The 23390-nt window shown below is 57.5% G+C and carries 16 protein-coding genes; 6 read left to right on the forward strand and 10 right to left on the reverse strand.

All coding sequences use genetic code 11. From position 1 onward, the window contains the following. Positions 1-46: 46 nt before the first annotated feature. Genes SH139x_RS22250 through SH139x_RS22260 form a run of 3 tightly spaced genes read right to left on the reverse strand, consistent with a single transcriptional unit; the run spans position 47 to position 4616 of the window. A complete protein-coding gene (locus tag SH139x_RS22250) occupies positions 47-532 on the reverse strand; it encodes a GNAT family N-acetyltransferase (protein WP_488351964.1) in 486 nt (161 codons plus the stop codon). A 10-nt stretch (positions 533-542) separates the two neighbouring features. Further along, positions 543-1550 (reverse strand): AAA family ATPase, encoded by a 1008-nt coding sequence (locus tag SH139x_RS22255; RefSeq protein WP_488351965.1) that lies wholly within the window; start codon positions 1548-1550, stop codon positions 543-545. A gap of 18 nt (positions 1551-1568) precedes the next feature. Beyond that, positions 1569-4616, reverse strand: a complete 3048-nt coding sequence (locus SH139x_RS22260; RefSeq protein WP_488351966.1) for a VWA domain-containing protein — start codon at positions 4614-4616, stop codon at positions 1569-1571. A 277-nt stretch (positions 4617-4893) separates the two neighbouring features. On the opposite strand from SH139x_RS22260, the gene SH139x_RS22265 reads away from it, so the two are divergent. Further along, on the forward strand, positions 4894-6051 hold the full coding sequence (locus SH139x_RS22265; protein ID WP_488351967.1) for a 3-dehydroquinate synthase: 1158 nt from the start codon (positions 4894-4896) through the stop codon (positions 6049-6051). Positions 6052-6124: 73 nt separating this feature from the next. Here the strand turns inward: SH139x_RS22265 and SH139x_RS22270 are convergent, their stop codons facing one another. Next, positions 6125-9055 (reverse strand): zinc-dependent metalloprotease, encoded by a 2931-nt coding sequence (locus SH139x_RS22270; protein ID WP_488356064.1) that lies wholly within the window; start codon positions 9053-9055, stop codon positions 6125-6127. A 514-nt stretch (positions 9056-9569) separates the two neighbouring features. On the opposite strand from SH139x_RS22270, the gene SH139x_RS22275 reads away from it, so the two are divergent. Continuing rightward, positions 9570-9782 carry a hypothetical protein gene (locus SH139x_RS22275; RefSeq protein ID WP_488351968.1) on the forward strand — a complete coding sequence of 71 codons (213 nt, stop codon included), beginning with the start codon at positions 9570-9572 and terminating at the stop codon, positions 9780-9782. 29 nt (positions 9783-9811) lie between these two features. Here the strand turns inward: SH139x_RS22275 and SH139x_RS22280 are convergent, their stop codons facing one another. From SH139x_RS22280 to SH139x_RS22305, 6 genes are all read right to left on the reverse strand, one after another. Further along, positions 9812-10783: a hypothetical protein gene (locus SH139x_RS22280; RefSeq protein WP_488351969.1), complete on the reverse strand. Its 972-nt coding sequence runs from the start codon at positions 10781-10783 to the stop codon at positions 9812-9814. After that, complete coding sequence (locus SH139x_RS22285) at positions 10773-11441, reverse strand: hypothetical protein (RefSeq protein WP_488351970.1); 669 nt, start codon at positions 11439-11441, stop codon at positions 10773-10775. The genes SH139x_RS22280 and SH139x_RS22285 overlap by 11 nt, the downstream gene beginning before the upstream one ends. A gap of 135 nt (positions 11442-11576) precedes the next feature. Continuing rightward, the gene (locus SH139x_RS22290; protein ID WP_488351971.1) at positions 11577-12146 is read right to left on the reverse strand and encodes a hypothetical protein; all 570 of its coding nucleotides are present in this window, start codon (positions 12144-12146) and stop codon (positions 11577-11579) included. A 511-nt stretch (positions 12147-12657) separates the two neighbouring features. Next, positions 12658-13284, reverse strand: a complete 627-nt coding sequence (locus tag SH139x_RS22295; protein WP_488351972.1) for a hypothetical protein — start codon at positions 13282-13284, stop codon at positions 12658-12660. A gap of 230 nt (positions 13285-13514) precedes the next feature. Continuing rightward, positions 13515-14825: a S1C family serine protease gene (locus tag SH139x_RS22300; protein ID WP_488351973.1), complete on the reverse strand. Its 1311-nt coding sequence runs from the start codon at positions 14823-14825 to the stop codon at positions 13515-13517. Positions 14826-15102: 277 nt separating this feature from the next. Continuing rightward, on the reverse strand, positions 15103-15519 hold the full coding sequence (locus tag SH139x_RS22305; protein ID WP_488351974.1) for a TraR/DksA family transcriptional regulator: 417 nt from the start codon (positions 15517-15519) through the stop codon (positions 15103-15105). A 515-nt stretch (positions 15520-16034) separates the two neighbouring features. Between SH139x_RS22305 and SH139x_RS22310 the strand changes: the two genes are divergently transcribed. The 4 genes from SH139x_RS22310 to SH139x_RS22325 all read left to right on the forward strand — a co-directional run bounded on the left by SH139x_RS22310 (position 16035) and on the right by SH139x_RS22325 (position 23388). Beyond that, positions 16035-19925 carry an FHA domain-containing protein gene (locus SH139x_RS22310; RefSeq protein ID WP_488351975.1) on the forward strand — a complete coding sequence of 1297 codons (3891 nt, stop codon included), beginning with the start codon at positions 16035-16037 and terminating at the stop codon, positions 19923-19925. A gap of 139 nt (positions 19926-20064) precedes the next feature. Next, entirely contained in the window at positions 20065-20853 is a 789-nt protein-coding gene (locus SH139x_RS22315; protein ID WP_488351976.1) for an SDR family NAD(P)-dependent oxidoreductase, read from the forward strand. Positions 20854-20895: 42 nt separating this feature from the next. Beyond that, positions 20896-22323 carry a class II fumarate hydratase gene (locus SH139x_RS22320; RefSeq protein ID WP_488351977.1) on the forward strand — a complete coding sequence of 476 codons (1428 nt, stop codon included), beginning with the start codon at positions 20896-20898 and terminating at the stop codon, positions 22321-22323. Between the two features lie 447 nt (positions 22324-22770). Then, a complete protein-coding gene (locus SH139x_RS22325; protein ID WP_488351978.1) occupies positions 22771-23388 on the forward strand; it encodes a response regulator transcription factor in 618 nt (205 codons plus the stop codon). The last annotated feature ends 2 nt before the right edge of the window (positions 23389-23390 follow it).

Below are 23390 nucleotides of genomic sequence, written 5' to 3' on the forward strand. Positions count from 1 at the left end.
TTAGCTGGCGGTAAGCGCATCGCCAGGCTCGGAAAACGGATCGCGGCTATAACTCGCGAGTACCAAACAAGTAACTGGTCGAGCCTGGCGGCATTTCAATGCCTCGAAAACCACAACGCTCGTAAAGCTCGCGGGCACGATGGTTATCCGCTCGAACTTCCAGACTCACCTGACAAGCGTTGCGGGAACTGGCTTCTTGGCAAACGGCTTCGATCAACTGCCGGCCAATGCCCAAGCCACGGTGCTTGGCATGCACGATCAAATCATGAATGTTGATGCGAGGCCGCGCGTTAAAGGTAGAGAAACTGGTCAAACAATTCGCCATCCCCAACGTCTGCTCGCCACGGATGGCCAACACAGTAAACGCGCCAGGATGATCGGCCCAGCGAGCGGGCAGGATTTCGGCAACTTCCTTCGCCAGCGGACTGCCGCCACCAAATTGATCACGGCTGTAATGATCCAACATGGCAATGAAAAGATCGCGATCAGCGCCTGAGGTAAAATCTGCCAAACGAAATTGGATATCGGCCATGGAGCTATGCTTAGTCCTCAGAGCGTTCGGGAGTTTTCTCTAGAATTTCCAAGAGCACCGAATCGGGCTCGATACCTTCCGCCTGGGCCTCAAAATTCAGCAACACACGATGCCGCATGGCTGGCAGAAAGACGCGGCGAACGTCTTCAAAACTGACGTTGTAACGCCCGGCCAGCAGAGCTCGCACCTTGGCCGCCAAAGCCAGCGTCTGAGCCCCCCGAGGACTGCTGCCCCAACGCACATACTGATTGGTAATATCGGCAGCCAAAGTCCCTTCGGGATGCGTCGCCAGGGTGAGCCGCACCAAATAATCTTGCACGTGATTCGAGAGAATGACTTGCCGAACCAACCGCTGCCAACGAATGATTTCCCGACCATCCATCACTTTCTCGGGAACGACGATTTCGCCACGAGTCGTGCGATCAACAATCGTTGCCAACTCATCGCGACCACTGTAACCGACAACCAGCTTGAACAAGAAACGATCGAGTTGCGCTTCGGGCAGGGGATAAGTCCCTTCTTGCTCGATCGGGTTTTGCGTCGCCAGCACGAAGAACGGTCGGTCTAAGACAAACCGGTTTCCCGAGACGGTGACCGTGCCCTCTTGCATCGTCTCGAGCAACGCGGACTGTGTCTTCGGCGTCGCACGGTTGATTTCGTCTGCCAATAGAATTTGAGTAAAGATGGGACCTTTGTGAAACTCAAAAGCCTTCCGCCCATGCTCATCCTCGACCACCATGTTGGTCCCCAAAATATCCGCCGGCATCAAGTCAGGCGTGAATTGAACCCGGGAAAAATCGAGGCTGAGCGTTTCCGCCAAGGTCCGCACCAGCATCGTTTTACCTAACCCGGGGACTCCTTCGAGCAGGCAATGGCCACCGACGAGCATGCATGTCAGCACACCTTCGACAACGTCATCATGCCCCACGATCACTCGTCCGATTTGATCACGAATGGCAGAGTAACGCGTGCGAAACTCTTCAGCTTCTGCTTGTAAGGACTCAACGGTGGTAGTCATGCTGCGCTATGTTGGCAATTAGGATTGGTTATCGCGATTGTCTTTCTGAGCCCGACGTTTGGCTTCCAGCAACCGCTCTGTATAAGATTTTTCTACTTGCTCTGCCTTCAGCGAAGGTGTTTTACGCGTTGTTTGCGAGCCGCCCTGTGAAGCGGAGTCGCCGGAGTTCAAGATTTGATCGGCGTCGGCGACATCCGTGGGTTGATAACGGGCGGAAGAGCGTCGGCGCTCGATCGAATCACCGACTTTTTCCTTCTGTGCTTTCAATGACTCCAACCGTGACTGGGTCTGCTCACCAGACGCGTTGCGACCAGATCGCCCAGCATTGACCAGCGTACCAATTCTGGACCAGTCAATAGTGATCCGCCGAACTGCCACATCAGCCAAGAACAAACAGCCTACACATAAGATGACGAAGGGCCAAGCGTCGCGGGCGCTGCGGGCCAGCGCCAAGCCACCACGGAACGTGTCGGTGGCCAAGACTTCTTCCAGCTGATTGGCGGACAGCGGTGTAGAAATCACGCCGGCGGTACCTCCGCTCGGTTCCACTCCGGCCAAAGCCTGCAGCAACGCCTCATTCGCTTCGCGAACCCTAAATTCTTCGCTAAACGGCACAGTGACTCCCGTTGTCAACGGTGACTCACCAGCGGTGGGGACGACGTTGAGAAAATAGCTACCAGCTTGGTCGGCGGGAATCGAACCGACGTAACGCCCCGGTGCGGTCTGGCGAAAGGTCAGCGGAATGGGTTGCAGATCGGGGCTCAACGCCGAAGCATTCATTTCGAGAAAATCAAGGAACTCTTCGTTCTGATCGAGCGCCGTCACGACCACTTCAATGCGGCCATTCTCGGCTTTGGTGGCCATGGTAAAATTACCGGTGTCGCCGCTGGGACGCATCAACCAGCGGACTAGCTGGGAGAAAAATTTGTCATAACCGGACCAACGCGTCCACGGTTCTGCCCAGACACTGCCGGCATCAGTTGTCAGCACGGCAGTCCGCCCCAAACCGTAATTCCAAACCGCCAAAATCGTCGCATTGTCCGGCTCCAAGGGGAGTGGCGAGCGAACGAGCACCTGCACCAGAGGGCTATCCTTGACTTCCGTTTGCACGAATCCCTTGGTGTTGGGCAACGTAACGCCGATTCCTTCGACGATCGGGTGCGGATAGATGACCTGTGGTTCCACACCTCCCTCGGGCTCAAAATTCAAAGGCTGTGAAACCTTGCGAGCTTCGCGCTGAAAGATCTTAGGCAATGCTTGCGCATTCTGGGCCGCGTAATACTTGCCACCGGTGGTGATGGCAATCTGCCTGAGGCGTTGACTTTCGGCCGGTCCGTGAGTGGCAACAGCCACGGTGCTGATCGTAATTCCATTATCTTTAAATGCTTGGATGGTGGCCGGTGTTGGATCGCTGGGGTCACCATCGGAAATGATAATGCAATGTTTTAGTGAGGCGTTGGTGTTATTCAAACCTTTAACCGCCATCCGCATGGCAGGATCAAACTGAGGCATATCGCCCGGGGTCATTCTGCCCACGGCAGCCAACATGGCACGCTGGTTATTGCCGACCGGCAACATGCCTTGCTGGCCTCCCCACAGCCAAGCATCGCCGGAAAAATTCCAGTGCAGCACACCGCAGTAGTCGAGCGGTCCCATCGCTTCGATCGCTTTGCGAGCCACCACTTTTTGCCAATAGTTGCCTTGGGCCATCTCCGAAGCGTGCATGATCATGGCCAGCGCGCCGACCGCTTGCACCTTGGAATTGCGAATACGAAAGTTCACCGGCATGGCCGCTTCCAACTCCGTGTCGGCCCAACCGCCATTGCCGAGCGCCCGCGGCCCACCGATCATCAACAGGCCACAACCAAGTTGTTGCGTGTTGCGAACGAGCATATCGAGCTGCTCGTCGGTAAAACTGCTGATCGAATCTGCCGTGTCACCACTGACGCGTTGGACACCGGCTAGGATCACCGCGTCATAAGCTTGCAATTCGGCCAACGAGGTAAATAGCTGGTTGCTCGGCTGGATAACCACTTCGATGTCTGCCTGACGAAGCCGATCGACCAACAGGTCATACTGCCCAGGCTCGGCCATCCAATCTTCAATCAGTAGCACCCGCCCGCTGCCGCGGACATAGGTATAAGAAGTCGCCCGATTGTTCTGCTGCAAACTATCATCATCAGCAGCGTCGGGAATAAACTCCGCCTCGTAGGTATAAGGAGCTGGTTGATCGATCGTGTGCCGCAGGGGAAAAACATTCTTGCCAGGCACCAGTTCAATCGCTTCCTCGCTGAGCAGCTGCGTATCATTGCCCAGCGACTGCGTCACGCGCAACCGCCCCCGCACCGGCGATTCACGCCCCTCGACGGCATAGTTGTTGAGCACAATGCGAGCCTCGAAGGGTTGCCCCTTGCGAATGTCGCTAGGCAAGTCAATCTTTTCAAGCAAAACTTCAGCGTCGGCCGTGAGGGGAACCGGCACCACGTCGATACCGATACCCGCGTCGGCCAAACGGGCAACCAACTGCCGCGCGCTGCCCAGATTCTCGTTGCCATCGGAGACAATTACGATCCGCCGCGAAGTGTCTGCCGGCATGGCCGCCTGGGCCAATTTCAACGCCGCTTCGAGATTGGTGGCGTCGGTGCGCCCCAAATAACTCTCCAAACGCGAGAGCGATGGAATCTGATCATCAAAGGGTGGAATCTCGATCGTGGCCTCGCGGCCGAAGACGATGATCCCCGCTTTGTCCTCACGCCGCTCGTTTCGATGTCGGGCGACACTTTTAATCACGTAGTCCAGCATCAACTGACGCTTGGCGGTCGGAATACTCTCGCTCTGGTCGAGCAAGTAGACGACGGAAATCCGGTCACTGGTCCAGACTAACTGGATACCGGCGAGCGCCAGCACCACGCCGATGACCACCACAGATCGGAGCAACAACGCCAAAATGCGGCGCAATGAGCCCAAGCCGGCCAAGGAGCGAAAACTGGTCCACCAGAGCAACGGCAGCAGCCCCAGCAGCAACAGGAACCAAGGATGCTCCCATCCTAACGCAACGGCCAACATGAAAGTCCTTGATTAAATGAGTTTACTGCTCAACTGCGAAATAGCTTGAACTGCAAAACACCCCGCCTGCGCCCCCCCCGCCCATTGTACCCAAATCCGATCCATCTGGAGAGGTAAAAAAACTGACCGCGTCGTTCCCTCCGGCCGGGCTGATGAGACCCGAGCTTTTGGAATAGGATAGTAAGCTGAGAGACCTGATTGTACCGCGGGGAATCCCCGCGTTGATTTGACAGTTTAGCCTGTTTTTGCTCCCCGCTCGACCCCGGTCCAAGACCTAATGCCCACCCCGTCGCATTCGATCGATATTCCTTTTAACGTCCCACAAACGTTTCGATTTCGTAACACCCGTGATGTGCTGGGAGGCGACTCACACGTGTTGCTCGACCTGTTGGAGCCTTCCGGCGATGCGAAACCGCGGGTCATCGTCTTTGTCGACGCCTCGCTACCCCGCGCCGATCATGAATTCCTTGGCAGGCTGGAAGGAATTTTCACCACCGCCAAAGATCGCGTGACCTTGGTCGAAGAGCCGCGAGCGATCGGTGGCGGCGAACCTTGCAAGAATGACCCCGCGTTGGTCGATGGGCTGTTGAGCCATTTTCACACGCACAATTTGGACCGCCGCAGTTACGTGGTGGTGATCGGTGGCGGCGCCGTGCTGGATGTCGTCGGGTATGCCGCGTCGATCGCACATCGCGGAATCCGCTTAATCCGCCTGCCGTCGACCACGTTGGCCCAGGCCGACTCGGGAGTCGGAGTCAAAAACGCGGTCAATTGGTTTGCCAAAAAGAACTGGAAAGGGACCTTTGCGGTGCCCTGGGGTGTCATTAACGACCATCATCTGCTCCGCACCTTGCCCCAACGAGCCTTCCTCAGCGGTTTCAGCGAAGTCGTTAAGGTTGCTCTCCTGAAAGACCCCCGCGTGTTCGCCGAACTGGAGGCACAGAGCGAGAAAATTGTCGCCCGCGACGATGCGGCCAGCGCGGAGATGATCCACCAATCGGTTTGGTTGCATCTGCGACACATCACCAACGAGGGCGATCCCTTCGAAATGCTCGAAGCCCGACCGCTCGATTTCGGTCATTGGTCAGCCCATCGCCTGGAAGCACTCAGCGATTATCATATTCCACATGGCGAAGCGGTGGCGATCGGTGTGGCGATCGATACGCTCTACAGCCGCAACGCTTTGGGATTTCCCGCCACCGATGCGGATCGCGTGATCCGTTGTCTGCAGAACTTGCAGCTACCCGTCGGGCACCACTTGCTCCACGACAAAGCTGCCTTGCTGGCTGGCTTGGAAGAGTTTCGCCAGCATCTCGGCGGTCGCCTGACGCTGACGCTGTTGGCTGCCATCGGTCAGCCATTGAATCAACACAAAGTGGACATGGGGGCCATGCACGCAGCCATCGACGAAGCTTACTCAATTAGCCGCCGCTAGCGCACAAAAAAAGCCAGCCCCCACTCGCATGCTTTCAGCGAGCGGGGAGCTGGCTCATTACGATTAGCTACGACTAATTGTTTCCAGGAGCCGCGGGGGTTTCGCCCGACATCATGATGATCGTCTGACCGGCCCCGGCAGCACCGCCACCAATCGTGTAACCGGCATCCAAAGCACGCTCGATCCGTTGCTGGGCATCAACCAAGTGTGCTCGGCTGTACGGATCCAATTTGTCTCCCGCCGATTCCAAATACGCATCCACCTTGGTTTGCAGATCGCGGAGCGACATGGCGGCCAAGGTGCTGATCGGCTTAAGGGCTGCCGTTTGCGAATCGGTCGCCAACACCAAGTCGATCAAGCGTCCCAAATGTTCGCCTTGCAAGTTGCGACGCAAGCTGCTGATGACTGGCTTCCGTGCGCTGCTATCGTCGGGAATCTCTTCACCCAATTCCGACCAAGCCGCCGCGGTAACCGTGTCAAGCAACTCGGGCAACGTCAAAGTGTCAACATCAGCGGATAGACGCAATTCGTTGTCGTACACACGGCGCAATGTCGTGGGGTTCATCAACATCGTCAATGTGGATGCTTGCACACCCAAAATGCGATCATGAATCGGCCAAGTTGCTTCCTGACCGAACGTGGCGCTGTCATCGCTCCACTGATCAATGCTCATCTTCGCCAACAACTCAGGAGTCAACCCATAGGCTTTGTCATGAAAGGTCGTGTCGATAATAAAGGTTAAGGCGCTGCGTTGTTGTTCCGCCGGCACGACTTCGACCGGATCGCGATCGCCAGGATCGCCCTTCTTAGCCCGGTTAATAAACGCACCGCCGACCCAGCCGGCCATCATGTTGACGGCTCGTGTCTGCAGGCTGAGGGTCAATTCATACCCGCGACGCGCTTTGGCCCAACTATCGCCGTCCTTCACGAAACTCTCCAGCAGACGACCGCGATAGACCTCGATCAACTTCATTTGCTCGGTTGCGTAGTCGAGCGGATCTTTGGCAAAGTCATAACGACGAGCCAACGGATCAGGACCGCCGGTGTCTTCGTCCGTGGCATATTGCAACGCGGGTTCATTACAGCGTTTGAGAATCTCTGCCAGTTTGCCTTCCTCGGACGTGTAACCGTATTCGATCGCCCAGTAATCGTAGGGACCGATTTCGGTCATGCCAAAGTCACCTTGGATCTCGCCAGCTTCGTACCGATAGTTGATCGGGATGTAGTCCATCACGGAACTGGAGAAAGGTCCTTTTTCTTTTACTTCTTCACTGTTGATCTCATCGAGCGAATACAGCGAAGAGGCTTTAAAGTTGTGTCGCAAGCCGAGGGTGTGGCCGACTTCGTGCGCAACCAAATCGGCCAGCAAGGGACCAACGAACCACTCGGGAATCCCGTCCAACAAGTTTTCTTCTTCCTGCTTGGTTTCTGCTGACTTCTCCTCCGCAACTTCCTCTTCCTCATCGCCTTCCTCGTCAGATTCGTCAGCGGACTCGTCATCAGATTCATCTTTTGATTCCGCGCCGTCGTCTTTCTTTTTCTTCTTATCTTTCTTCTTTTTCTGCTTAGCTTCCTTGTCAGCCATCAACACGAACTCCCAGTTCATACGCGCAAGGGCCATGTCCATCTGGCGCCCCGAGGCGGCCATGCAATATCCGTTGACTTGGCTCAGTCGCCCATACAGTCCATCATAGGGATCGTCACCGATCAGGCTGGGGTCGGCTTGCATCATTTCATGAGTGAATCCGCGACTCGTCGATTGGCGGGCGAACTGTTGACGCAAGAACTGCTGTTGGTCGGCGCGAGCCAAACGCACGCGAGGATCCCAGCTGGGGTGTTTGGCCAACCAAGCCAGCGTCTCACTGCTGGATCCTTCCATGGCCAACTTGGGCATCAATTCGTTGTAGTTGAAATTAAAGTGACGAATCCAACCATCGGTGAGCACAATGTCGGCGTCGAGAATCTGGCCCGTTTCGGGATGCACACGACTGGGACCAATCGCGGTCCCGATGTCGTTGTTCAACCAACGCACAAAATTGTATCGCACATCCTCCGGATCCTTTTCCATGTGCTTGCCGTTTACCGCGTCTTGAACCTCGACGACGATCGCGTCCAAGATGCCGACCTTCTCGAAAGCTTTGTTCCAGAATTCGACACCTTCCTTAACCCAACGTCGATAACGAACCGGGGTGGTGTGTTCGATGTAGAACACGATCGGTTCTTTGGCCGGGCTTAATTTGAGCCGTGGATCACGCTTTTCCAAATGCCAACGATTGATGTAACGCACGCGAGTCTTTTCATCATCGTACTGGCCCAAATCGCTGTAAGCGGTGGTGAAATAACCAACCCGCTCGTCCGCCTTACGCGGCTTGTAGGTTCCACCGGTGGGAACTTCACTGAACGAATAGTGAATGGTTTGCAGAATGCCGCCACGGCCAACGATTTCGAAAGCCAATTCCACGTTCAGCGGGAAAGTCTTCGCCTTGGCGATCTTGGTCACACGGGGATTGGTGACTTGCACGCTGCCACCAAAGAAGCGAGTCGCATTGCCAACCAGCAAGTTGTCCGCGTCAATCACCGGACCATTGTTGGGCCCCATCGCCAAAATCGGCATGTCCAAAATGACTTGGTCAGTGAACAACCGCTTGACCGACGCTTTGCCCTCAGCATCGCCACTGGCGCGAATTGCCAAATTGGGCACAATCAAGGCCAATCGGTCGTCGTAGCGACGCCACTCAACCACCCAATCTCCCGATTGCAGCCCAGCAAAACGATCGCCGCTGCTGACCGTCAACGCGACGAAATATCGCTTGCCAGCAAAATTCTTAGGCAGCTCCACCAACACTTGCGAGTCTTTTTCCCGCTTCCAGACTGAAAACAATGTTTTCTCGTTCTGGATGTCCGAACTATTAACCTGCTCATACCCCTCCGAAACCTTGTCAAAAGGAGGCAAATCGGCGCCTTTCAACTGTCCCGTTGCCGGCAGCAACCCGGTCATGACCATGGCCAGCGAAATACCCCCGAAAAGTCGGGCAGGCACTTGGCGGGCGATTCCAAAAATTCTCATCAGCAAAGACTCTCCGAAGAAAGGGAGCAAGGAACGTTTATTTTGTTGGGGGCACACACACTTCTTGATCTAGCAACTCTTGGTCTAGCAACTCTTGATCTCGTAGCTCTCGCTACCACACTCTTGATGCAACTCACTCGATTTAGAAGCGCTCACAGGAATATCCTAGGTTACCCAGGCCGTCTCATTTCCAAGCAATGTAGCGATTTTTCGCGGATCGGTGGCGGCCATGCTGTCACTTTGACCCCGCCAGCCTCAATTTCTCTTCCCTATCCGCCCGCATCCGCACAACTGCCCTGATTGTCAAAAAAACTGAAATTTTCGTCTGCTTTTCATGACTTACCCTCGGGAATATCACGAAGGTTAACAAATAGATCCGAAAATTCAGAAAAGTTATTACGAAATGATTCGCAGGTTGGATCATTTTTTGGATTCGTCAAGGAAACTTCGCATGAGCGCAATCAACGGCGTACCGGCAAACGTGAGCAAACTACTTGATACTGCTTACGAAAAATCCAAAACTGACAGCCAAATTGCTTATGCAGTCGCCGGCAAGCAGATGAAAGCGAGTCAAGCAGCGGGCGATTCCGCTGTGAAACTGGTGGAACAAGCAGCCAATATGCAGCAACAACTGTCCCAAGGCCGGCTCGACGTGCGCGTCTGAGCTTCAGCACCCAAGAAAGAGTGCTCGGGCTATTTGTCCCGCTCGGGAGACAGCGAAACCAACAATGCGGCCAGTGCCACTCCGTACAGCCAGCGATCTGCCAGTGCGGCAATCAGCATGAGGTGCACGAGCAAGACCGCGATCGCCGACCGCTGCCAAACTGTGTTTCCCCGCCACCAACCCGAGGCAAACGCCGCCGCGGACGCCCATGGGATCGCCACCATTAACACGCCGGCGAGATGGTTCAGCAAGGGACTGGCGGCAAGGAAGGAGAGGTCGGCGAACCTGCCGGCACCCGCGGTCAACAAGCGGGCAAACCCCTCGCCACTGTACCACTCGCCCCGCAGTCCTTGAGCCGCCGCAATCGCCAACACCAACAGTGCGGCCTGGACTTGCAACAGCCTTTTTCCCAAACCGAAGTGCCAAGCTTTGAGCGGTTGGGATCGGGGCTGGCCGCGTCCGCTGCCCGCAATGGTCAAACCCAACAAACCAAGCGTGAGGGGAAACTCCACCAAACCGACCACGACCCATTGGCGATTCGCCAAGCTCAACAGGCAGAGCCAACAAACCACAATTGCCCCACGACCGAGTCGCCCCAACCCCATCAGCACCGCGGAAATCATCCCCACGAGCAAAAACCCCCGCAGCAAGGCGGGTGAGTCGATGCCGTACAGTAGAGAGAACTGCCAACGAGCCACTTCCTCGGCCCCAGTGGAAGCTACCAACCGGCCTAAACGATCGGTCGGCAATAGCCCACGCGAGGAAAACCAGATGGCAATGTCAGTCCAGTACGAGGCGAAGTAAAGCAGAGCCGCCAAGCTGATCCCCAGCCGTGTCCAGAGCAGCATCCCATACGCTTGTGGCTGATACCAGAATCGCTCCCAGGCATCGCCCGAGGGGGTATCAGAAGCGACGGCAACGCCAGCGTCGCCCGCTCTCACTGCTTGTTTCTTAACTCGCTGACTCGCAGGACGCGTTTGTTTCTTGGCTTTACTGGACACGTGGCGCCACCGGAGTTGCATTCAGACGGGACTCGTCCAGGGTCACCAATTTCCACGACCTTTGCGCACTGGCCGATGCGTCGGGAGTGAGAATCACCGCCGCCCGCAGCCGGACCTCTGGTGACGATTCTCCCGCCGGTTGCCGCGGCATGACCACCACGCGGACTTGAAAGTGCTGACCAACCGCCGCCGCGACCGCCGGATCGGACACCAAACGATCAATCCAAGGCTTGATCAGCAACGCCGCGGTGGCCGTATCGTCGACCTCGGCCGCTTCGGAGACGGCGCGGGCTAGTCGTGACAGACGTTCTTCAGCGAACCGCCCCCATTTGGCTGTTTCAAATAGTCGCCAAACAGGCTCGCCCCCAACCTCATCGGCGGGAACTGGGCCCCATTCCAAGCGGTGCTCCCAGTCGGACTCGGTGAAATTAAGAAAGTCGAGCGGCCGGTTGTCGACCCGCATGTGCAGTGGCGACAGGTAGGGCAGCGCGAAACGCACCAGACGACCTTGTACGGGGGAGGCAACCAGCAAGCCTGCCAGGCTCATCGCCAAGAGACCAAGATGCACAACCAACCACAAATTCATCCCCGCGCGAAGTGCCGAGCTGGGCTGCGGTACCGGTTTCGAGTCTGCGGGTTTCGAGTCGGTCGGGGGCAAGGATTTTCAGCGTGTCGATCAGGATGGAAGCGAAAAAAACCTCGCGGAGCCAACAGGGCGGCGCGAGGCTTTAGTTTAATCCGAGTCCAGCTGGGCTGAACGAAGTGATCACTAAAAATTGTGCGTCACTGAGAATTAAGTGGAAGCAGGAGGAGCTTCGTCAGTAGCGACAGGAGCATCCGAAGCGCTTTCGACACCAGCTGCGGGTGTTTCCGCAGGAACTCCGCCGATCACGGTCTCGCTGATGATGGTCCCGCCCATAACGGAGGTCGAACCGCAGCAAGGTTCAGCAACGGTTACGGTACCGCAGCATACTGGCGCAGGAGCACAAACTGGCTCAGGGGTGCAGCAAACTGGCTCAGGAACGCATACTGGCTCGGGGACGCAGCAAACTGGCTCAGGTGCACAGCAAACTGGCTCGGGGACGCAGCAAACTGGCTCAGGTGCACAGCAGGAAGCTGCGGCGCGACGAGCCTTCAAGCGAGCGAACAAGCCACCACCGCAGCTCTTCTTGGCGAACAGTCCGCCACCGCAATTTTTCTTGGCGAACAATCCGCCACCACCGCCACAATCCTTCTTGAACAAGCCACCGAGCAGACCGCCACCGCAACCAGCTTGCGCGGTCGAAGTCGAGTCCACGGAGGACATGGCGAAAGCAATCATCATTGCCAAACCGGCAATACCACAAATAACCGAACGATTCATCAAATACCTCACGAAGTAAACGGGACATCTCGTGCGACCTACAACTTTGGCGGGCCACATTGACCACTGCCGCCCGTGAGCCTGGAGGAACATCCTCGCGTGCAAAAACGTGCACATCAGGCAGGCTAGGAAACACAGGCTGTCCTTGACGATCGCACAGGCTGGCTCAAAGAGTAGCTTTATTACGCCTAATGTCAATTGGCAAGCCGGGTAACTTTAACAGTTTTTCCGACAGTCATTCCGGAGAATAGAGAAAAACACGCGGAGGGGGGGCGTGTTGAGTGCAGCCAAAGAGCGGGGGCTAGCAGTCTAAAGAAGGCCCAACTGGCCCAAAATTTCGAATTCAGTTGAATTTCCCGCTGTACTCAGCGAGGCGGGGCTGCCGCCAGATGCTCAGCGACAACCACAAGTTCACGGCGAGAGATCGCGAGGGTTCAGCCCGCTGGGCTCCCTCGCCGACCTTGCCGATGTTAATTTCTGGCTTTTTCGGACAAGCGTCCAACCGCGGCGGTCAGTTGAAGTCGGGCATGGTAAAGCCTGAGCCATCCGCTGTTCTGGGGACATCGCCCCCAACGGCGGGCTCGCCGTCTTGCATGCCCTTGATCGCCAACACATCGTCGCGGCTTTCAAAGTTGAAGATTTGATCTTCGCCCAAGATCAAGCCGCTGACGCGCCAACCCTCGGGCTCATTCTTCAGTGCCCAAGCCACCTCGTAGCTCACCGGCTCGCCCTCGGCCGACTGTTCGGACCACACGCTATTGACCAGCACAGCGCCGTCTCCATAGGGAACGCTGCGGGTCACCTTGAAGGTCGCATCGGGTGCACCGAGAGGCTGCATTACCAACCCCACGGCAGCGTACTGCTCACGTGCTTTGGCGGTCATCAAGCGACCGATATCGGCGGCCGTTCCGCCGCGACGAACTCCGTCCAAAAATTCACTGACGACCGCCTCCGGGCTTTGCAGATCGAGCGATGCGACGGAGTCCGCTGTCGTAGACGACGTCGCGGCTTGAGGCTCCGCATCCTCCGTGGCATCCGGTTCGCCGCCGCAACCCACTGCCGCCAGGGCTAACAACAGCACCGCCACGCTCGTCTTTCCTCGCTTGCCTGCCTGAAGGGCATGAACACTTAGTCGCATCGGACATCCTTGTCGAATTTTGAGTTTGCTTGATCACCAGAAGCGGTTCGCAAGTCGGCCAGCTGCATTTGCAGCGGTTACGCCTGCGGCACCGCATCGTCGGGAATATCAAGTCAACCGCGACCATGTCAAGAGCTGAGAGCTATTCCCCAGCAGTTCCGCAGTCCCAGCTGGGGCACTGAGGTAACTGGGGCACTGAGGTGACTGGGGCACTGAGGTAACTGGGGCACCTAGGGAATCGCGGCTACCGTGACTTTGGTCTGGTAAGCATTGCCGTCCCGGTAAAGCACCACCGGCACGCTACGCCCCACGGCCGTCAGCCCCACGCGAGTGACGAGATGGTCATCATTTTCGATTCGCACGCCGTCAAACTCGGTAATCACATCGCCCACGCGAAGTCCAGCCTGCAAGGCGGGCGATTTTTCCCGAACGGTTTTAATCAAAGCGCCGCCGGGCTGCGGCAATCCCATGCGGAGCGCGTCGGCGGCGGCAAACTCGGGAGCCAAACTGACGCCCAAGTAAGCTCGGCGAACTTGTCCATGCACAATCAATTGATCGACAACCTGCATCACCATATCCATGGGGATGGCAAAGCCAATGCCTTCGCTGCCTCCGCTGCTGCTGGCGATTGCCGTGTTCAGCCCGATCACTTCACCGCGGAGATTCAGCAGCGGTCCGCCGCTGTTCCCGGGGTTGATCGCCGCGTCGGTCTGAAAGAAATCTTGCAGCTCGATCCGCTCCGCCCCCAATGTCAAATCTCGCCGGCCGAGGGCGCTGATAATCCCAAAGGTGACCGAATGACTGAGCCCGAAGGGACTCCCCACAGCTAACACAAAATCTCCCACGCCAACCCCCTCGCTGCTGCCAATGCGGGCCGCAGATAATTCGACCGCCGGCAACTGCAACACCGCCACATCCGTGCTGGCGTCTTCCAAAATTCGCAACGGCTGCAAGCTGCGACCATCGTGCATGCGTAGCGTAATTTCATGGCGGCTCGAGCCATGGATCACGTGACGATTGGTGAGCACCCAGAGGCCAGCGGAGCGGGAGATGATTACTCCTGAGCCAGCCTCATCATAGCTAGCAGCTCGCCCCCGACCAGCTTCCGTCTTGCTGGCCTCAATGTGCACCACGCACGGCCGCACCAGTTTGGCGACCAGCTTGACGACATTCTCCATCCGCTGCAACGCCGAAGCTTCAGCGGCCAACGCCGCGTAGCCGTCAGCTTGCCCCGCCGGCGGGCCCACCTCGCGGGGACGAGTCGCGGAGTAACGATCGCTGGCCACAGAGCGGGTGGTGGGGGCTAGCGAACCGGGATTCGGCAACAAGCTATCTGCTGGCAACAAGCCTGCGGTTGGGAGCGACTCGGCCAAGTCAACGGGGGCCAAGTCAACGGGGGCCAAGTCAACGGGGGCCGATTCGATCACCGGTGCGGGCGACTGCGGTGGACTGAGCCTGGGAAAGGCCGGAGCCTGCCCTGACGCGTAAGGTGCGGCGGCGGAAGCAATCATCAGCGCAATCGTCGCGCGGTGCTGAAGCATGGCGGATCTCGTGTCGGGGAAATTTCTTGCTTGCGCGTCCCTAGGCCAAGAAAGACCCGCCACGTCCGTGGGCTGGCCGATGTCGGAACCCCTCATCAAAAATCATAACCGCCCACTGCCGCCAGCAGTCTGTGGCGACGCGATCTATGAGATAGGTTCAGTGCTGTTCATCGGCAGGAGAGCAGTAAAGTTACAGCTCGAGATGCTCGCCGGGCGCTAACGTTTTAATCGCTAGAAGTGTGCCTCAGCGGCGAGCTTGCGAGTGGGTTTGCCCCCCTTAGACCGAGTCGACTTGACTATTGTCGAAGACTCGATTCCAAGGAGTGACCTGAGCGGCCGAACCACTTTGAGATTCGCTCTTTCGCTTACAATCGATGCATTCGGTCGCGTAGGGTAACGCTTGCAATCGCTTGAGGGGAATCGGTTTCTCGCACTCTTCGCAGAGCCCAAAAGAACCACTTTTGAGACGATTCAAGGCTTCTTCGATTTGCTCCAATTCCCGCGATTCGACTTCCAACAATTGGCTATTCAGCTCATCTTGGGCCGTATCGACCGCTGCGTCGAGCATATCTCCGGGACCTTGATCCCGCAGTTCCTGCAGTTGATTCAGATCACCAGCCATCGCCCTTCGCAAGGCATCGCGGCGTCGGACCAAAACGTCCCGAAGCTTCGTCAAAGCATCTTTGCGTGCCATCGTGATTGTCCCTTGCTGATAACGGTCTGTGGCATTGCTTTTCTGATTAACCCAGCAAGCCGAGTTCCCGCAACTCATGTGAGCTCATCAGATTGCGTGGCATCGAACTATACTACGCGGATCCGAGAGATTTGGTTCCTTTCCTCGCCGGCATTCCCAACACACCTGAAAGTGCTTCCGCAAGTGCTTTCCAATAAATGACTTACGAACCATCCACTGGGATCGCACCGAGATTTTTTTTGCGTTGCCAACGGCGGACAGTTTGGCAGTTCGGTCCATTTCTCGGGCTCGAAACAGCTGGACGATTTTTCCACTGCGAGGAATTACTAATCACACAACGCTCGTAATTCCGACAATTCAGAGACGGAGTCATTTTCGGAGAGGGAGGATTGTCCGCATTGGGTGGAATTTGTCGATTTCTCTCTAGGAAATTGCTCCGGCCCCCTCTGCTGGCAGACAAGCCAGCCTAATGGGGACAGCTCCAGAACGCACGCTGTGAACAAGGGAATGAAACGGTGCCGACCCTGAAATCGAATCACGATGAAACCATACCCGCTGCGCAGGATGTGGCCATCGAATTCCGCGTCACGCGTCCAGGCTCGCCCCGCAGAAGACTGAAATTAGTGGGGCCCAAGTACACATTTGGAAGCGGCCCGGAGTGCTCTGTTCGACTCGACGATGCGACGGTGCGTCCGATGCACGCCAGTCTCGTGCGGAATTCCAAAGGCGAAGTGGTGCTGCGAGCCGCCGGGGTGGCGATCCCCGTTAATGGTGTCGCCAAGACGGAAAGCGAGTTGTTTTGCGGCGACTATTTCCAGTTGGGCGCTTATGAGTTTGAGTTGCTGACCGATCTCCGCTCCCAGGAACAAACAGCGACTGCCGGCAAGTCCAAAGCGCCCGCCACGCAGGCTGAGAATTCAGTTGCTGAAGAACCAGCCGCTGAAAAACCAGCCGCTAACAGCTCTCGCGTGGTGCCCCGCCGCCGACTATCGTTCGCCGACTCCATGCATGTGATCACGGAGTTCAACAACCAACCGCCGCCAACCAGCAATCCTCGCAGTGCCGAGTCGCTGGCTGATCCCCCGTTGGCTGATCCCCCGGTCCTGGACGGCCCCTCGGCAGAGCTCGACTTTAGTGATGAGTCTGCAGAGCCAGTCGAGCCGGAGCCAGTCGAGCCGGAGCCAGTCGAGCCAGTCGCTGAAAAGAGTGAGTTGGCAGTGGGCACCGCTGACGACAACCCGCTGCCCCATCGTTTGCTGAATCCAGACCAAGTGCTCGATGCGCGTCGCGCGGGGGTCGATTTACTTGAGCAGCAACAGGCGATATTGGCGAACGAGCGGCGTTGGCAGGAACGTAGCCGGCGGCAACAGGAGCGATTTCGGCAGCGTGAGCAACGAGCCAAGGCTCAAGTTGAAGCGTTGCGTCAGGCCCAGGAATTGGCTGAGCAACGAGCACGGCAAGCGGAAGATACCGTCCACGGACTTCGCAACCAGTTGGCTGAACTGTCGGGACGGGTCAGCGCGATGGCCGGATCGATGGTGCCCGGAATCGAAATGCGGCTCGAACAGCAGCAGCAAGACACCGAGGTGGCGAATCGGCAAGTGCTGGGGTTGGCCGAGACGTTGCGGAAACGGCTCGACTTCGTGCAAGCCGCGCTCGACAGCGTGCAACAAGAGAATCGCGAGATCCGCTTGCAGACCGTGGCCAATCAAACGCGACAGGAAGAAGTTGCGGCCGACGCGGAGATGCTCGAACAATCGCTGCAGCAACTGGCCGATCAGTATGCCGCCGGGCGGTCACGCGACGAGGCGGCGATCAACGAAGTTCGCGGCAATGTCCAGCGGTCCACCGAACGCCTCAGTCAGTTGGGCGGCGAGTTAGAGGAGACGCGTCAAGCTGGACACGGCTTGAGTGCATTGGTGCAACAACTGCGATCTTCACTGCAAAACTTGCAGACCGATTCGGAGCGTTACGCCACGATCAGCCAAATCGAAACGTTGCAACGCGAACAGCGTGATTCCGATCAACGACTGTCCCGGTTGGCTGATGAATACGACATGCAGAGTCAACAACTGCAAGCCGAGTGCGACGAACTGCGACAACGGCTCGAAGCTACCGAGGACTCCGCCCAACAAGCGATCAACGCCGTCGGAAATCTCAAGCAAACCATGCATCAAGTTGTGCCCGCAGATCCCTTCGACGTGGCGGATCCATTCGCATCAGCCCCAGCAAACAACTCAGCCCCAGCGAACACATCCCAGCGGAACCTGACGGCCGCAGGGTTGCTCGCCACAGAATCTCACGTAGTAGAGACGCCTGTTGCAGAGACTCCTGTGGCAGAAACTCCTGTGGTAGAAACGCCGGCAGCAGAGACTCCCCCGGCAGAGACTCCCCCGGCAGAGACTCCCCCGGCAGAGACTCCCCCGGCAGAGACTCCCCCGGCAGAGACTCCCGCCGCGGAGATGAACTCAGCGGAGATGAACCCAGCGGAGTTTCCGTTTGCCGAAACGGTGCTCACGCAACCTCCATCGCCGCTGGTGGCGAGCGAGCCAGCTTTGCCTACCGTCGACCAGGCTGATCAGCGGGAGGACGTGAGTGTTTCCCAGTCGCAGTTTTTCACTTCCCTGCAAGACGAACTGGAGGGAACGAGCGGGCACGATGTGACCGCGTCGCACAACGCAGCCGCTGATCACGACGTCTCTACTGCCCGCGACATGACAGCTGATCACGGGGACGAGGCGTCGATCAGTATGTCAGCTTTTCATTTGCCGATCGATCAAACGGCGCAGTGGGAAGAGCAGCATGATGTCGACGATTCGCCCCTCAGCGACCACAGCGAATGGCTCGATGACGACCCTTTCTCGCAGCTCGACCAGAGCGGGGAGAGTTCGGCAACTTCGCTCGGAGCGGACTTTCTGCAGCCCACAGCAGCCGAGCCCACAGCAGCCGAGCCGGCGTTGGCCGAAGAAATGCCGACCGAGCAGGTAGCGGTTGAGGGAATCACCACCCAGCCCGCTCCGACTGAGGTTGCACACGAGACCCCCGATTCGTATCTGGATGGTGCCACCTACGCCATCGACATGGAGCCCAAAGATCTGGCCAATGCCGCCGAAGCGATTGACGCGATTGATCGCGCCTCGCTCGATCCTTCGGGCTTGCTGGCTAGCTTTGGTATCCAACCGCAGGCTCAGCAGATTGACGGTGCTGACCAGCAGGATGCCGAGCGGGCGAGTGCTGAGCGTGAAGATGCCGAGCGGGCACAAGTCCCAGGCAGCACGGCGGCCGAGATTCTGGCCCGCATGGGATTGGCTGTCGAAACGGATGAGCTGGCGGAATTGAATTCGCCCCCGGCCGCAGCGGAGCAGCCAGTCGATGAAGCCTGGCCCGAACAAGAATTGCCCGAACAACAAGCACCCGAACAATCCTTGTCGGAACAAGTATTGTCGCAACAAGTATTGTCGGAACAAGTATTGTCGGAACAAGTATTGTCGGAACAAGTATTTGGGGAGCAAACGTTCGCGGAGCAACCAGCCGAACCGCCGGCCGAACGAGCATACGCTGCCGAACCAGCATACACGGCTGAGCCAGCGGCGGCAGCGAACGAAGAAGAAGAGTCGATTGAGGATTACATGAACCGACTGCTGAGACGCGTGCAAGGTGTTTCTTCAGATGAGGCGGGCGGATCGACGCCGCGCCCTGCCGCCAGCAGTTCGCCCGCACCAGCCAGCAGCAGCCCCAGCTCGGCAGCCGCGTCGCCAGCCACCGCAACCGACAACCATGGGGCGACCAGCGTCGTGGGAAGAGATTCGGGAGCAAGCATGTCGGCAGCCAGTGGCGAGGCGGCCAGTTTCTCCTCGCACGGCTCGCCAGCCACCACGGCAGGCGAGTTGGGCTCTGGCTTGGCCAGCAGCCCGCAGTCGCTCAGCCCGCAGGAACTCAGCCAACAACCGCTCAGCCCCGAGTCGCCCTACGTGCCCCGCAGCAACGCACCGGAGCGATCGGGCAATTTGGCCGCCATGCGAGAGCTGGCAAACTCGTCGGCCAGATCGGCGATTGCGACCAGCGCTCGGCGGCGCATGGCCAACGAAGCGTTGTTCAAATTCGCCATCTTCGGATTGGGAGTGCTGGCCGGTTTGGCAACGTTGGTCGGTACCGATTTCGCCATCGGTAGATGGTTGATCGTGGCTCTCTGTTGTTTCGCGCTCAGTGGATTCTTCTTGTACGAAGCGTTGAACTTAAGGAAGCGTCTGCAAGCCTCTGCTCCGGCCTCCACCCCCGCCGCTGCTGCTGAGCCCTCGCCCGCTAGCGATTTGGCAACAGCCCCGGCGGCATTCGCAGCCCCCACAGCCGGCCCCACAGCCGGCCCCGCTGCTGGGCCCAATCCAGACGCGGCGGCACCGCTGTAAACAGCGTCTGAGGGGGGCGAGTGGAAGCTCCCTTGGTTGCGGTTGCCAGGGGATCATTTTTTCCGCCCCAGCGTGTATACTCCGCGACCAGAGTGTTTTGGCTGAGATCTCAACCCTGAGCGCGGAGTTTAAGCGAATTATGACTGCACTGCGAGGAAAAAAAGCGTTGGTGACCGGCGCATCGCGTGGCATTGGGCGAGGCATCGCGCTTCAACTGGCAGCTGCTGGAGCCGACGTGGCGATCAATTATCGGAGTCATCCCGAAGAAGCCGCTGAGGTGCAGAAAGCCTGCCAAGATCTCGGCGTGCAAGCCATTACGCTGGCCGCTGACATGGGAATCCAAGCCGAGGCGGAGGGAATCATCGATCAGACGGTCGAGCGGCTTGGCGGCTTGGATATCGTCGTCTCGAATGCCGTCTACAGTGATCGTCATTTGTTCTACGAGTCGGACCTGAACGAGTTCCGCAAGACGATCGATGTCAGCATGTGGGGAGCGTTTTACCTAATGCGGCAAGCTTCGCTGTACCTCATGGAACAGAAAACGGGGGGCAACATCGTCATTATCAGCTCGCCCCACGCCGTCTTGGCGATCCCCGGTGCGATGGCTTACAACATGGCCAAAGCGGCCATCGATCAAATGGCTCGCACCGCCGCCGTCGAATTGGCCGAGCATCGGATTCGCGTCAACATCGTGCATCCGGGCTGGATTGATACGCCTGGTGAACGCAAATTTTTCACTGAGGAAACACTGCAAGAACAAGGCCGACAATTGCCTTGGGGGCGTCTCGGTCAGCCCGAGGAAATCGGCCGCGGCGTGGCGTTTCTCTGTGACCCTGCCAGTGAATACATCACCGGCAGCACCCTAACTATTGACGGCGGAATCCAACTTCCTTGGCGGGAAATGTATCGCATTCGCGAGCAAGTTTAAACGCCGTAAGCACTCTCCGGAACCTAACGGGAATACAACGTGATGACGGATAAACGAACTGAATACGACTCGATGGGCTCCGTGGAAGTCCCCGCGACTGCCTACTACGGTGCGCAAACTCAGCGCGCCGTGGAGAATTTCCCGATCTCGGGTTGGCGGTTACCGTCAGCCATGATCCGCGCCATGGGGATGGTCAAACACGCTTGCGGGAAAGCGAACCACGACTTGGGCAAACTCACCGGCAGCGGCAAACAACCGCTCAGTGAAGCTCAAGTTCAAGCCATGTTGGACGCGGCCAACGAAATTGCCGAGGGCAAGCTGATCGACCAATTTCCGATCGATGTCTTTCAGACGGGCTCGGGAACCAGCAGCAACATGAACGTCAATGAAGTGATCAGCAATCGAGCCATTGAACTGCTCGGTGGAGATCGCTTTGCCAAAGACAAAGTGATCCACCCCAACGACCATGTGAACATGGGACAGAGTACCAATGACACGTTTCCCACGGCGATCCACGTGGCGGTCGCCGTGGAAATCGAGTTGCATTTGCTGCCCGCGTTGGAAGCGTTGCACGAACAGCTGATGGTCAAAGCGGCCGCTTGGGACGAAATCATCAAGATCGGCCGTACCCACTTGATGGATGCCACGCCCCTTCGCCTAGGCCAAGAGTTTGGTGGCTTTGCGCGGCAGATCGCCCTCTCCATCGAACGCGCAGAGCGGGCCCAAGATGCCGTGATGGAACTGCCCGTGGGCGGCACGGCCGTCGGCAGTGGGATCAATACCCATCCTGAATTTGGCGCCCGCGTGGCGGCCGCGTTGGCAGAGCGAACCGATATTCCCTTCGTGGAGGCATTCAATCATTTTGAAGCCAACGCCCAGCGCGACGCTTTGGTCGAGGCCCACGGCCAGCTAAAATGCGTAGCCCAGACTCTGATGAATGTCGCCAACAACATTCGCTGGCTGGGCAGCGGCCCGCGTTGCGGCTTCTTTGAAGTCGCTTTGCCCAGTCGCCAACCGGGCAGCAGCATCATGCCGGGCAAAGTCAATCCGGTGATGTGCGAATCGATGATGCAGTTGGCCGCCCGCGTCATCGGCAATGATGCGGCGATGACCATCTCGGGCGCCGCGGGGGGAAATTTCCAGCTCAACATCATGATGCCCCTGATGGCTCACACGGCGCTTGAATCGATTCAATTGCTGGCCGATGGCACGCATGCCTTTGTCGATTTCTGCGTCAAAGACCTCGCCGCCAACCCCGAAGTCTGCCAGGCCTCGGTGGAACAGAGCTTGGCAATGGTGACCAGCTTGAACGCTCATCTTGGCTATAACATGGCCTCCGATCTGGCCAAACAAGCCTTTCAAACCGGCAAGACCATTCGCCAGTTGTGTGAAGAGCAAGGCGTACTGCCAAAGGGGGTGCTCGACGAGGCGCTCGACCCGTTCCGCATGACGGAACCGCAAGTTGAGTGAGAAAAAATGCGAAAACTAGGGTAATCCCTAGTTGCCTGACTCTAGCGATCGGTCGATGTTTAGAGAGATAAAAGAGTATTTCAAGTTGGTGAGGGGCAGGCCAACTTGACACCGTTGGTCCCAGCAATGGGACCAACGGTGGTTTTTTTAATACACACAAAGTGAGACTGACCCGCGTCTGTTAGTCATTTGACAGTTCGTGGCGGCTACGGCCCATCATTAGACGGACATGTCATCGCTCCAACCTCACCGATTGCGTAGAGCGATCTACTTGCTGCCTGTTTATGCATGCGATTCGCCTCGCGGGCTTCGTTGCGTCCATGCGCAAAACGGCCAGCCAGTTCTTGTCCTGAATGATTGCATGGTGGTAGCCCTGTTACCATCGATGACTTCACTTGAGTTATTCGCAGCAGAGGGCCGGTCACCGCCGGCAAACAGGTTTGCAGGATGGACCGATCGGTCGTGTACATAGTCGAAGATGACGCAACAGTCCGGCAAACGCTGGTTTGGATGCTGGAAAGCGAACAGCTCATCGACGAAATTGAGGTCAAGTCCTTTGCCACACCGGGCGATCTGCTGAGCCAATTTGACCCGCAGTCAACCGGCTGCCTAATTCTTGATCTGCGTTTGCCCGAAATGTCAGGCCTCGAACTGCGCGACGCCTTAGTCGACCAGGGATGCGAATTACCATTCATTGTCATCACCGGCAGCGGTGGGGTGCCCGATGTGATTTCGGCGATGCGACAAGGCGCGATCGACTTTATCGAAAAACCACTGAAAGCCGAACAACTGTGCGCCAGCGTTCGCCGAGCGATCGCCAAGGATGCCCAACGTCGCAGCTTGCAGCAATCTCGCGAAAAGACCAACCAACTGCTCGATTCGCTGACAAGGCGTGAACGCGAAGTGCTGGAACTGGTGGTCGCCGGCTTGCTCAATAAGCAAATTGCCCGGGAATTGAATCTATCGATCAAGACCATCGAATCGCACCGCGCCAACATCATGAAAAAGCTGGCGGCCGAATCGGTTGCCCAATTGGTGCGGATGGTAGTCGAAAATCGCGAATAACA

Origin of the sequence: Kothea flammea, assembly GCF_052161645.1 — a bacterium.
Taxonomy (GTDB): Bacteria; Planctomycetota; Planctomycetia; order Pirellulales; family Pirellulaceae; genus Laterigemmans.